Source organism: Streptomyces sp. NPDC085596 (assembly GCF_044541565.1).
GTDB lineage: Bacteria > Actinomycetota > Actinomycetes > Streptomycetales > Streptomycetaceae > Streptomyces.
Genome location: NZ_JBITTC010000002.1, coordinates 344236 through 356310 on the forward strand (window position 1 = coordinate 344236; position 12075 = coordinate 356310).

Sequence of the window (12075 nt, forward strand, 5' to 3'; positions counted from 1 at the left end):
CTGTGGCAACGGCCGAAGTGATCGACCTGGTGGCGTTGGGCGAGGACTTCGTCCGCGATCCCTATCCGGTGTACGCGGCGCTGCGCCGACGCGGGCCCGTGCACAGGGTGCGCATCCCGGAGGGTGCGGAGGCGTGGCTCGTGGTCGGGTACGAGGCCGGGCGGGCCGCGCTCATGGACCCGGCGCTGTCCAAGCAGTGGAAGAACGCCTCGCCCTCGTTCCCGCTCTCCAGCCCGGCGGCCGGGCCGCACATGCTCAATCAGGACCCGCCGGACCACGGACGGCTGCGCAAGCTGGTCGTGCGGGAGTTCACCGCACGCCGTATCGAGCAACTCGCCCCACGCGTAGCGCAGATCACCGACGAACTGCTCGACTCGATGACGGCACTGCCCGACGGGCGGGCCGACCTGGTGGACGCGCTCTCCTTCCCCCTGCCGATCTCGGTGATCTGTGAACTGCTCGGGGTCCCGATGCTGGACCGCACCGCGTTCCGCGACTGGACAGCCACGGGCCTCACCGACCCCGACCCACGGGCACGTGAGGCGGCGACGCACGAGGTGACCGCGTACCTGGCCGACCTGGTGGAGCGCAAGCGGCTGGAGCCGGGCCAGGACCTCATGAGCGGCCTGATCCGCACCACCGACGAAGACGGCGACCGGCTGTCCCAGGAGGAACTGCTGGGCACCGCCTGGCTGTTGCTGGTCGCCGGCCACGAGACCACCGTCAACCTGATCTCCAACGGCGTACTGGCGCTGCTCACCCACCCCGACCAACTGGCTCTGCTGCGCGCGGACATGACGCTGATGCCCAACGCCGTGGAGGAGATGCTGCGCTACGACGGGCCGGTGGAGACGCCGACGTACCGGTTCACCACCGAACCGGTCGAGATCGGCGGGACGGTCATCCCCGGAGACGGTCAGCTCGTCCTCGTGGCTCTGGCCGACGCGGACCACGATCCGGCACGCTTCCCCGACCCCGGCCGCTTCGACATCCGGCGCCCCGCGGGCGGCCACGTCGCCTTCGGCCACGGCATCCACTACTGCCTCGGCGCGCCACTGGCCCGCCTGGAGGCCCGGATCGCGATCAGCGCCCTGCTGGAGCGCTGCCCCCGGCTCACCCTCGACGCCCATCCGGCCGCCCTGACCTGGCGCGAGGGGATGCTCATCCGCGGCCCACAGCGACTGCCGGTCCGCTGGGACTCCTAGCCGTCCCGCTTCCGGCCACCCGGTCGTGCCGGATGGCCGGAAAAGCAGAAAGACCCCTGCATCACAGGGGTCCCTACTGGTGTCCGAGGGGGGACTTGAACTCTCCACTCGGGCACCAGCCCACAACCGATCTGACCTGGGGAAACGCCCGCTGACAGGCTTCATTTCGGCGGGCGCTTCTCCTGTTCTTTCCTGCTGTTTCAGGCCCTCTCGGGCCCCTGTTGGTCACGCGTTGGTCATGTGACCAACCCTCCTCCGAGGCGTCCTTCCCTGGTCAGGCTTCCCGGACGGCGCCACGGGGCTACGCCCGTTCTGCACGGTCGCGTACGTGACCGCGTACCGGGGTGGGCTGGCGCGGTCGGGGACCTGTTTATGCAAGGACACGCATAGTCGCGTTCACGCATAGACGCGTAGCGCCACCCCCTCTACTGTCGTTGGCCAGGCGGCCCAAACGGGGCCAGAGCAAGGGGGTTTGGCATGGCCGAACGTTCGGCACTCACCCGGCTCACGGGCAACGGCAACGGCGAGTGCGGAGAGAAGGACTGTCCGAACGTGTACCGCACGGCTACCGGATCGTTCGTGGTGCAGGGCGACGTGTCCGCCGCCTTCACCCCGCCTGCTGGGGAAGGGCTCGTGGAAATCCCGGAGGCGGTTCTCAGGGAGGCGTTCCGTGCACTTGGATGGTGACGCGTGGAATGACTGCTTCGATTCCATGGAGCGGGAGGCGTGGCGGCTGGAGACGCTGCCCGTCTACACCATGCCCCAGGAAGCGGAGAAGCTGAAGCGCTTTCTCGCCGGGGAGAAGTCGCCGGATGATTACACCTCGGCGTGGATGGACGAGGTCCGGCAATGGGCCTCGGAAGGAAAGAGCGTTGGCCGGGTGCATGTCGTGACGCGCCCGCTTTCGGATTACCTGCGGTTCGAGTTCGAGTATTACTACCGGCATCACGTCAAGGCGGGCGAGGATATCCGTATCCTCGATCTCACCGACCGCGAGAATCCCGGACTGCCGGATCAGGACTTTTGGATGTTCGATGAGTCCAAGGTAGTTCTGATGAATTACCGGGCGGACGGAACACAGATCAATCGGGAACTGTACGAAGGTGACCCGGAGCCGTACCGACAGTTGAAGCGGATCGCCGTGGCCGAGTCGGTTCCATTCCTGGAGTACGTGAGCGGGTGACGTTCGACCCTGAACAGTTGGGGCAGCCAAAACAGGAACTGGCAGCCCTGCTGAAAGAACTGCGCAAGCGAGCCGGCCTCACTGGGGACCGGCTCGCTCGGCGTTGCAACATGTCCCAATCGAAGATCAGCCGGATCGAGAATGGGAAAATCCTGCCGAGCCTGCTCGACCTGGAGAGAATCCTCCGGGCTGTCGTTGCTCCGCCCGAGGTCATCGAAGAGGTGATTGCTCTCGCTAGACTGGCTAACACCGAGTGGCAAGACCTTCGCTCGCTTCGCCGGAGAGGGCTGGAAAAGAAGCAGACCGAGCTTGCCGCGTTGGAATCCTCGTGTACGGAGTTCCGGTTCTTTCTGCTGTCCATGATTACTGGCCTGCTGTCCACCCCTGAGTACATCCGGGCCAGCCTCGCCCATTCTCCGGCCGACATCACCAAGACGGTAGCGAGGAAGCTGGAGCGGCAGGAAGTCCTTTACGATACGACGAAGCGGTTCACCTTCATCCTCACCGAGCAGGCTGCCAGGTGGCCACTCCTGCCCCCGGCTGCAATGGCGATGCAGATTGACCGGCTGACCTCGCTCACTCACTTGTCGAATGTGAAGCTCGGGGTAATCCCGATTGCGGGATACAAGCCTATGGCTCCGATGGATACCTTCACCGTCTATGACAACAGGCTGGCCACCGTGGAGAACACGACCGGTGTCGTGATCCTGAGAGACCCGAGAGACATCGAAATGCATCTGGACTTGTTCTCCACGTTGGAGGGCTATGCACTTTTCGATGAGGAAGCAAGGGCTCTTTTGATGTCATGGTCTACCGCCTGCCGTTCATGATCTTTAGTCCATGACGGGAAAGAACTACACAGCCGCCGCTTTCTGGGCCAATGATTTCCTCCATGGCAGCGACCGAGCGAAACGAGAAGCGAGACCGCGACGGCGTGGGCCGGTTGCTCGACTACCGGCAGACGTTCGGCCCTGACGGTGAGGTGCGCTTGTGACCGGGCGTATGACTCTGCGGGTCTCACACGACGGCGGCCGAACGTACGGCCCGGTGCGTGAGGTGCAAGTGGAGCCGCGTACTGCGGTGATCCTCGGTTCGCCGACCAAGTACCCGCCGTGCGGGTGCCCTCGGTGCACGGGCCGCAGCTCGTTGTCCACCAATGCTCTCCGGCCCGTGGCGGTGGAGCCGAAGACGACGTGATGCGGGGCTTGCCGACTGGGCGTTGCGCCACTTCGGCCGGTACGCGGGGCCGCGCTCGCCGCTGTCCCCCTTTGCTTCCTGCCGGATTCCCGGTGGGAGTTCCCCGAGAAGAGAGAGGTAGTCCGATGGTGGAAGAGAACACCGGTTCGGTGGCCCCCGAGGGGGGTGGCCTGCTCGTCGCGAAGCGGAAGATCGTGGCCGCGCGCACCCGCGCTGAGCAGGAGTCTGACGTCAGCAGTGGCCGTTCCGACGGCAACGACTGACGGGAGCGCCCACGTTGCTTGATGCAGCCTCGTGGGCGGGGCGTCTGGGCGGGGACACGTTCCTCGCCCAGACGTACCACCGCTCCTACGCGCACTTCCCCGGGGCCGCCGACACGGCGGGCCTGTTCTCCTGGGACGACCTGAACCGGATCATCGCCACGCAACGGCTGGAACCGCCCCGGCTGCGCCTGTCGGTCGACGGCGAGATGGTCCCGCTGCACCGCTATGCGATCCCCACCACGAACCGCCGCGCGGTCACCTGGTCCCGCATCCAGCCGTCCGACTTCCACGCCCAGCTCAGGGACGGGGCGTCGCTGGTCCTCGACGCGGTGGAGAAGAGCCACCCCGCTGTGGGGGTGGCTGCGGAGGGGCTTGAGCGCTTCCTCGGGACTTCCGTGCAGGCCAACGTGTACGCCTCGTGGACCGAGCGGGAGGGCTTCGGCCGGCACTGGGATGACCATGATGTCGTCGTGGTCCAGTTGCACGGCTCGAAGCGGTGGCGCCTGTGGGGGACGACCCGTGAGGCGCCCACCTTTCGGGACGTGGAGTCGCCGGAGGAGCCGGAGGGCGACCCGGTGGCTGACCTCGTTCTGTCCCCGGGTGACGTGCTTTACCTGCCGCGCGGTTGGTGGCACGCGGTCACCGCTGACCAGGGGACAGAATCCCTTCACCTCACGTTCGGCATGGTCCCGCACACGGGCGCTGACCTGATGCTCTGGGTCGTGGATCAGCTTCGGGCGTCCCTCGCGCTGCGCAGGGACATTCCGCGCTTCGGCTCGTCAGCGGAACAGTCGGACTTCATCGACGCCGTACGCCGTGAGGTGGCCGACATGATGGCGGACCCCCGCCTCGTGGAGCGGTGGGCGGAGTCGATCGACACGACCGACCAGGGCCACGCGATTCCTTCCCTGCCGTACGTGGACGGGCTCCCCGCGCGGAGGGAGATCACCGTCAAGCTCACGACTCCGAGGGGCCGCCTGACGCCGAACCGCGCAGAGGGCACGGTCACCTTCTCGGCGGCCGGTACGGCGTGGGACTTCGCCGAGTCCGCAGCACCCGCGCTCGGCACGCTGCTCACCAACCAGCCGACCACGCTCGGCGAACTCGCCGACTCCGCCGGACTGGAGGTCAAGGACGTGGCCGAACTGGTCTCCGCCCTCGTCGAAGGCCATGCCGTCGCAGTCGTGGGGACCGCGCTGTGACCGCCGCTCTCTCCCTGGGGACATACCGCGTGCGTGCCGTCAGTCAGGCGGCACGCACCGCCCTGGCTGCCGGTAGCCCCTGGGTGGACACGGCACCGAACTACGCCCATGGCCGGGCTCATGAGGAGTTGCGCCCGGTTCTCGGGGAGTACCCGACCGTACGGGTAGCCACGAAGGCGGGGTTCTTCACAGCGGAGCAGGGCCGCACCGCCCTCGCTGAGGGTGTGCTGACCCGGGATGAGACGGCCGGTAGGCACAGCCTTGAACGGGGCTTCGTTCGCTGGCAGACGGAGCACTCGTTGGCCGCGCTCGGTCGCGTGGACCTGGTGTTCGTGCATAACCCCGAGCACCACGGGCACGGCCTTGACCGTGCCGCTCTGCACTGGCGTGTGAGGGAAGCCTTCACCGCGCTGGAGGAGTTCGCCCACGCGGGCAGGATCGGCGGGTACGGCGTCGCCACATGGTCGGGCTTGCGCTCCGGAGCGTTCAGTGTTCCCGAGATGCTCGCGCTCGCCCGGCAGGCGGCCGGTTCCGCCGAGCATCACTTCACGGGCTTGCAGATGCCCGTGAGCCTGGTCATGGATGACCCGATCACACAGTCCCTGAACGGCGGTGGGCCGCTCGTGCAGGCGAAGGACGCCGGGCTGATCACGTTCGGCTCCGCTCCCCTGCACGGTGGCGAACTCCTCGATGCCATGACACCCGAACTGGTGGACCTCATCCGCCCCGGCCTGTCGCCCGCAGCCGCTGCCCTGCTGGCTGCTGGCTCGTGCCCTGGCCTCGATGTTGTCCTCACTTCCGCGAGCACCCGCGAACACTGGGACGATGCGGCAAAGGCTCTGGCTGCCCCGCTGACAGCCCAGGAACTGAGGAGGGTGACCGATGAACTCGCCGCTGAATAAGGACGTGCAGGCCCTGATGGAGGCCGCCCACGACCGGGCGGCCAAGGCGCTGGGCCTCGCCTGCACGGGTCCGCTGGCGTGGGGGTTCCTCGGCGTCACCCTCGGACGCCAAGCGGGGGACTGGTGGCTACGGGTGAGCCGGACGGCGAAGCGCAACGCGGGCAGGAAGCAGGGGGAGGGTGTCCTCGGGGCCTCCCTGCTCGTGCCCGACGCTGTCCCGCGCCCGCGCCTGTACGAGGTGCACGACTGGATTGACGGGGAGTGGGCTTTCGAGGCGGAAGTCCTTGACTACGTCACGCAACCCATCGTGTCCCCGGACCGAGCCGACATCGACCACGACCCCGGCTTGCCTGACGAGTGGTGGTCGGACCTTCGCCAAGCCCTTGCCTTGCTCGCTGAAGCGGAGGGGGTGAAGGTCACCGTCCGGGGCGGCTGGATCGAACGGGCCTTCCCCCAGTTCCTCGGCGTCCCGGCCCCCGCGAACGTGGAGCGGGTGACCGGTCACGGTGACCTGCACTGGGGCAACCTCACCGCCGCACCCCTGTGCCTGCTGGACTGGGAGCGATGGGGACGGGTGCCCTTCGGCTACGACGCGGGACTCCTCCACGCCAACAGCCTGCTTGTTCCCGACGTAGCCGCCCGCATCCGCAAGGAGTTCGCGCCGGTCCTCGACACCCCCGCCGGCCGAATTGGGGAACTGGCAGCCCTGGCCGAGATGCTGCAAGCCGTAGCCCGTGGCTGGTACCCCAACCTCGCACCCCACCTCGTGGCCCGTGCAGAGGCGCTCACCGGAGTGCGCCCGCCCGTCCCGGTGCACTCCGAGGTGAGCGCCTGACTGCGCCCCTGTGCGCCTGTCTCAGGCGCTCTCACCGATGTGCCGGTACAAGGTGGCTCGGGAGATTCCCAGAGCCTTGGCGATGGCGGTGACGCTTTCTCCCTTGGCGTGCCTGGCACGGGCTACGGCTAGCCTGTCGTCGTCCACAACGGTGGGGCGTCCCCCGTGGTTGCCCTTGCGGGCCGCAGCATCAAGACCTTCCAACGTCTTCTCCCGGATGCCCTCTCGCTCGACTTCCGCGCTGACAGCGAGTACGGCGAAGACGATGGCTCCCGCCCCGTTCGGGTCGTACACGCCTGTGAGGGGGCCGGAGAGGAGTTCCAGTTGGATGCCGTCCGCTTGGAGGGTGGCGGACAGGGACATCAGCTCTGCCGCGTTGCGGGCAAGCCGCTTCATCTCGACCACGGTCAGGATGACGGCTTGTCCGGGTGCGGCCTGCCTGATCTCCCGCGCCAGGGTGAGAGCCTTCTCCAGCTCCGGCCGCTCCTTCACGCGGGTACTGATCTTCTCGGAGAACACGCGAGTGCACTGCGCCCCGGCAAGAGCGTCCAACTGGGACTGGAGTTCCTGCCCGACCGTGGAGCACCGGGCATAGCCGAGCCGGATCCCTGCGCCTGGCTTCCCTTCGGGTGCCTGTGCCAGGGGATCGCCCTGTGTCCACGGCTTGCCGGGGTTGCGGTCGGCCGGGGTCTTCACAGTGAGTTCCGCCTTCAAGGCGGGCACGAGGGCGAAGCGCCCCGTGTGGTAGCTGGCTGCCACCTTGCCCGCACCAGTACGGCAAGGGCTTCCGGCAGGGGCCTGGCACTTGGGGCAGTCGTGACGCTCGACCTGTTCGGCCGGGGTGATCTTCTTCGGCATGACCAGTCTCATAAACGCGTCTCGAAAGCCAGGTCGGAGCGGGATCTTTTGAGACGAGTTTCGAGACGGTCAGACAGGGGCTAAATGGACACGGCCCGACGGTTGCCGAATCGTCTCACTAACGATGGTTATTGAGACGCACTTCGGTCATCACTCACTGTGCCGATCGTGGCTGGCTCTCTACGGCGACGGCGGCCGAAGGGAGGCCGTGTGTCGTCGCTTGCCGACACGTGTGTCAGGCCGAGTCTCCCCCGGTCGTGAACTCCTCGGTCTCGTAACGCGCCATCGCCTCTCGGCGTTCCTTCGCGTACTGGGCTTCAACGGCCTCAGCCATGATGCCCATGCTCTCCATGATGGGGTCCAAAACCCTCTCACTGAAGCGTTCGTCTGTCTGCGTGAGCAGCCGACAGTCCGACTTCAGGTCCGCGCACAGCCTGGTCCTTCCAGCCTCGCTGATCATTTCTTGAATGCGCTCGCGCCAGAAGTTGTGGACCAGGTCGTTACGCCGCTTAAGGCTCCTCGTGAGGTCGTCGACAACCTCTGGATAGGCGCTGGTGTACGGCTCAACTCGCTTGATCAGTTTGCCCATCATGTCCTTGAAGCCTTGAGTCCAAGGGTCGCGGATGAGCTGTTCTCCCTGCTCCCTCGCCGTGATCATCTTGGTGAGCGCCAGAGCGTTGACCAACGAGTGTTCAAGGCAGTTGGCCTTGTAGATGGCCAGCCCGAAGAGGGCGTACACGGTCTTGTGGTCCGTCCCGCTGTCGTACTCGTCGTCCGGCTCAGGCTCCGACTCCTCGCGCCAGGTCGGCTCATGCCTGACCACATACAGTCCATCCATGCCTTCCAGTGTGTTGGCAAGGCGAGCCACCGTGTACCGAATTTTGGACACTTGACTACCCAGCCCCCTGAGTCGGCCGACCCTCCGGGGTGGGGGATGACCCCTTACGCCCTTCAACGGCGACCGCCACGTCTTGGCAGCTCGGAATATGCCACGGTTCCAAGGGTCGCCAAGGCGATGGCGAAGGGGAGCGCAAACGGAAACGCGCAGGCCAGAGCAACCGTGAGGCTCCGGCCGGCGGGGGAAGCCTGCGCGAGACTGGAGGCTTTCGAGGCTTGACGTAAGTGTCTTCGCTCTGTGGCCGCGTAGCGGCCCTCGGCAGGAAGCGCTTCGCCCTTATGGCTTCGTTCCGTGGGGCGCGGCAGCGCCCCGCCTGAGTAGCTTCGCGGTCTTCCTGATGTCGGCCCCTGCGGGGCCGCACCGGTCGAAGTGTCTTCGCTCTGTGGCGGCGGAGCCGCCCCCTCCCCGGTGACTCTTCCGCCGCTGCGACTTGTGCAAGTGGGGCGCTTCCGCGCCCCGACTTCCCTTCCGCGCTGCACGTGAAGACGTACGTGGCGTGGGTTATTGGTCCCTCCGGGACCCAGGTGTGAGGCCAAATAGATAGAGAGGCGGCGAACGTTTTTCCAGCTCACCGGCCATATGGGTAGCTGTGAGGGAGTTACTGGATACGTGCGTGGGGATTACCTACCGGCCTATGTGGATGCGACAGGGCACGGATGCACCGCTCCCCTTCTGGAAGAGGTGCCCCGGCAGGACGAGGCACGGCACTCCCGATCGGGGCGAGATGAGGCCGAGTCGTTTGGCGTGGCTCACTCTGGCGTTCGCTCCCTGCTTGGTCAGCGGTTCGCTGCCTTCGCTCAGCAGGGCGGCCAGTTCGCCCGGCCGGAAGCTCGCGCGCCCGTCCCTGTCCGCCCACCCCAGAGCGGCGAAGTGCACGCGGAGGTATCCGTCGTACCTGGGGTCTTGCGCCATGCGCCGGTACTCGTGCTGGGAGACGCCGCCCCACGGGCGGCCGGGACCGAAGCTGATAGCCACCGAGCGTGGCTCCTTCCTGTGCGGCGCACGCGAGGTGCGCCAGTGATCCCCGCCGGATGGCGGGACATGTGCCTCCCTTCGTGAGGCGGTGGGCACGGTTCGACTACGCGACGGCCGGGCACTCCCGGTCGATCCAGCGGTCCACGTCCGTAAGGCGGAAGCGCAGGTGTCCGCCGATCTTGCGGGCGGGGATGTTGAGCGGCCGGTGGTTGTTGTAGACCCACGCGGGCGTGACGCCCAGGTACTCGGCCAGCTCGGCGACGCTCATCAGGCGGGCGTTGTCCAACGGATGCTCTCCTCTGTCGGCGGAGGGAGAGGTTCCCTCCGGCTCGACCATCCTGCGCTATCGGTCTGGCCCAGTCAAAGCCGGATGGGTCACATCTGGACTTGCCTGATGGGTGGCGGCTTCCGTATGTTGCTGACCATGACAGATGACGTGCCACGCGAAGGCATCACAACGACACAGCGCATCGGCCCCTGGGTCGTCACCATGTATCGCCCCATCGGATTCGCTGCCGGAGGGCCACAGGAGATCCGCGTCGAACCGGCCAGCGATGCCGACCCCCAGGAGATCGCTCGCGGGATCTCCTCCACCGTCCTGCGTCAGATCGTCACGGCAACCCCCGGAGAGCTGGCGCGACGGGCGAGCGAAGAACCCGCACTGGATGACCTGTCCGACACCCTGCGCCAGATGCCAAGGGGGCTCTCGGACGAGTACCTGGCGTTCCTCTCCGCCGTCTACGTCCGGGTGGTGGAGGTCGGGCAACGCGCCCCGATCCAGGACCTTGAACAGGTCACCGGAACCAAACAGGCCACCCTCAAAGGGCATCTCCGAGCCGCACGCCAGCGCGGGTTTCTGACCAAGGTCGAGGGCAGGGCCGGGGGCCAGCTCACGGACAAGGCTCACGCCGTTCTCAAGAGGGTTCAGCCCGGCGACGTGACCGCCGAGGACGCCCGATAGCAACCGCGACCGAGAGGGGGGAAGCAGCCGAGTGGCGAAGCGCGGCAACGGGCTCGGCGGGACTCCGGTGGAGATCCCGCGTACAGGCAGAGCGAACACCTGGGGTGTACGTACGCCCCTGCACTTCAACAAGGCGACAGGGAAGCGGGAGCGCTACTGGATAGGCCGGGAGTACAAGAACAAGACGGCGGCGGAGAGAGCACTCCGGGTCTGGATCACCGACTACGAGGCAGGCAAAGTCGCCGCCCGCTCGGACATGAAACTCGGTGACTGGCTGGACAAGTGGCTGAGCAACCACAGGAAGGAGGTAACGACCATGGCCGGTTACGAGACGAAAGTCCGCCTGCACATCAAGCCGCACATCGGCGGCGTGAAGCTGTGCGAGGTCACCGACGACACCCTTGACGACCTGTACCGGCTGCTGGAAACGACCCCGTGCCCGACCAACAAGGGCAAGCCGCTCGGGGCCAAGTCGGTGCGCCACGTGCACAACATCCTGTCCGGCGCGTTGGGGGCGGCGGTGCCCAAGCTGATACCCGTCAACCCCGCCGCGACGGCTCACCCTCCCACCGCCCGGCAGATCCGGGCGCAGGAGTCGAGGTATCCGACGCTGGACGACGGTCAGACGACCCGGTTCCTGGGGACGGTGTGGGAGCCGTGTGGCAACCGGGCCTGTGACGGGGGCCTGACCCACCACTGTCTGCGGGACGCCCCGCTGTGGACCGTGTACGCCGCTACCGGCGTGCGCCGCAGTGAGGCGCTCGGCATGAAGTGGTCCCTCATCAACTGGGATGCGGGGTCCATCGAACTCGGTTGGGTCGTGGTCGAGGAGGGCAACACCTACCGCCTGCGCACCAAGGACGGCGACGACAACGCCGTCATCTACGTGGAACAGTCCGTGATGAACGTCCTGAAGTGGCAGCGGGAACGCCAGATCGCGGAGCGGGAACGGCTCGGCTCCGCGTGGGCGGACAGTGATCTCGTCTTCGCCCGTGACGGCTTCAAGCTGTACCGGGGTGAGGCGGGCGGACCGCAGGACCCCGAGAAGGTGTCGGCACGGTGGCGCACCCTACGCACCCGGCTCCACCTGCCCGAGCACTTCCGCATCCACGACTGGCGGCACAGCAAGGTCACGAACGATCTGGAGGCCGGGGAGAACCCCGTCGAGGTCTCCGCCAACGTCCGGCACCACTCGCCGGGCTACACCATGGCCCGGTACGGGCACTCACGTAAGGATGGAGCGCGGCGGCTGGCCGCTTCCGGAGCGGGCCGACTCGGCCTGTCATCCCTGGTCTGACCAGGAGATTCGCTCGGCTGTTGGTCACGTGGTTGGTCACGCCACAGCCGGAGAAACAGAAAAACCCCAGGTGCACTGGGGTCTCTGCTGGTGTCCGAGGGGGGACTTGAACCCCCACGCCCGATAAAGGGCACTAGCACCTCAAGCTAGCGCGTCTGCCATTCCGCCACCCGGACAAGGTGTCTGCCGCCTTGGCGGGGGCGTTCCCCCGCGGCGACATGGACAACAATACCAAGGTTTCGGAGTGCCTTTCACCTGCGTATCTGTGCCCTCCGGCACCCCGGGGAGCAGAAGGTGAC

General features: G+C 66.8%; 14 protein-coding genes and 1 tRNA gene. 10 read left to right on the top strand and 5 right to left on the bottom strand.

The genetic code is table 11. From position 1 onward, the window contains the following. Window positions 1-2 precede the first annotated feature (2 nt). The 8 genes from ACIGA3_RS07200 to ACIGA3_RS07235 all read left to right on the top strand — a co-directional run bounded on the left by ACIGA3_RS07200 (window position 3) and on the right by ACIGA3_RS07235 (window position 6787). On the top strand, window positions 3-1205 hold the full coding sequence (locus ACIGA3_RS07200; RefSeq protein ID WP_399711382.1) for a cytochrome P450: 1203 nt from the start codon (window positions 3-5) through the stop codon (window positions 1203-1205). Between the two features lie 477 nt (window positions 1206-1682). Continuing rightward, window positions 1683-1892 carry a hypothetical protein gene (locus ACIGA3_RS07205; protein ID WP_129768018.1) on the top strand — a complete coding sequence of 70 codons (210 nt, stop codon included), beginning with the start codon at window positions 1683-1685 and terminating at the stop codon, window positions 1890-1892. After that, complete coding sequence (locus ACIGA3_RS07210; protein ID WP_266808648.1) at window positions 1876-2388, top strand: DUF6879 family protein; 513 nt, start codon at window positions 1876-1878, stop codon at window positions 2386-2388. Before ACIGA3_RS07205 ends, ACIGA3_RS07210 begins: the two co-directional genes overlap by 17 nt. Next, the gene (locus tag ACIGA3_RS07215) at window positions 2385-3218 is read left to right on the top strand and encodes a helix-turn-helix domain-containing protein (RefSeq protein ID WP_399711384.1); all 834 of its coding nucleotides are present in this window, start codon (window positions 2385-2387) and stop codon (window positions 3216-3218) included. Before ACIGA3_RS07210 ends, ACIGA3_RS07215 begins: the two co-directional genes overlap by 4 nt. A gap of 492 nt (window positions 3219-3710) precedes the next feature. Continuing rightward, window positions 3711-3848, top strand: coding sequence for a hypothetical protein (locus ACIGA3_RS07220; RefSeq protein WP_169435287.1), 138 nt, complete (start codon window positions 3711-3713; stop codon window positions 3846-3848). 14 nt (window positions 3849-3862) lie between these two features. Beyond that, window positions 3863-5050 carry a cupin domain-containing protein gene (locus ACIGA3_RS07225; protein WP_266808652.1) on the top strand — a complete coding sequence of 396 codons (1188 nt, stop codon included), beginning with the start codon at window positions 3863-3865 and terminating at the stop codon, window positions 5048-5050. Window positions 5051-5079: 29 nt separating this feature from the next. After that, the gene (locus ACIGA3_RS07230) at window positions 5080-5952 is read left to right on the top strand and encodes an aldo/keto reductase (RefSeq protein ID WP_399711387.1); all 873 of its coding nucleotides are present in this window, start codon (window positions 5080-5082) and stop codon (window positions 5950-5952) included. Then, entirely contained in the window at window positions 5933-6787 is an 855-nt protein-coding gene (locus ACIGA3_RS07235) for a hypothetical protein (protein WP_399711389.1), read from the top strand. Before ACIGA3_RS07230 ends, ACIGA3_RS07235 begins: the two co-directional genes overlap by 20 nt. A 21-nt stretch (window positions 6788-6808) precedes the next feature. Here the strand turns inward: ACIGA3_RS07235 and ACIGA3_RS07240 are convergent, their stop codons facing one another. From ACIGA3_RS07240 to ACIGA3_RS07255, 4 genes are all read right to left on the bottom strand, one after another. After that, the gene (locus tag ACIGA3_RS07240; protein WP_365744664.1) at window positions 6809-7645 is read right to left on the bottom strand and encodes a recombinase family protein; all 837 of its coding nucleotides are present in this window, start codon (window positions 7643-7645) and stop codon (window positions 6809-6811) included. Between the two features lie 235 nt (window positions 7646-7880). After that, window positions 7881-8483, bottom strand: a complete 603-nt coding sequence (locus tag ACIGA3_RS07245; protein ID WP_399711392.1) for a hypothetical protein — start codon at window positions 8481-8483, stop codon at window positions 7881-7883. Between the two features lie 684 nt (window positions 8484-9167). After that, window positions 9168-9518 carry a hypothetical protein gene (locus ACIGA3_RS07250; RefSeq protein ID WP_399711394.1) on the bottom strand — a complete coding sequence of 117 codons (351 nt, stop codon included), beginning with the start codon at window positions 9516-9518 and terminating at the stop codon, window positions 9168-9170. Between the two features lie 103 nt (window positions 9519-9621). Then, entirely contained in the window at window positions 9622-9804 is a 183-nt protein-coding gene (locus ACIGA3_RS07255; RefSeq protein WP_265293945.1) for a helix-turn-helix domain-containing protein, read from the bottom strand. Between the two features lie 138 nt (window positions 9805-9942). Here ACIGA3_RS07255 and ACIGA3_RS07260 point away from each other — a divergent pair, with 138 nt between their 5' ends. Further along, on the top strand, window positions 9943-10479 hold the full coding sequence (locus tag ACIGA3_RS07260) for a hypothetical protein (RefSeq protein ID WP_399711396.1): 537 nt from the start codon (window positions 9943-9945) through the stop codon (window positions 10477-10479). A 31-nt stretch (window positions 10480-10510) separates the two neighbouring features. Continuing rightward, window positions 10511-11776, top strand: coding sequence for a tyrosine-type recombinase/integrase (locus ACIGA3_RS07265; protein ID WP_399711398.1), 1266 nt, complete (start codon window positions 10511-10513; stop codon window positions 11774-11776). An 88-nt stretch (window positions 11777-11864) separates the two neighbouring features. On the opposite strand, the gene ACIGA3_RS07270 is transcribed toward ACIGA3_RS07265, so the two are convergent. After that, window positions 11865-11952, bottom strand: a tRNA-Leu gene (locus ACIGA3_RS07270). Window positions 11953-12075: the final 123 nt, after the last annotated feature.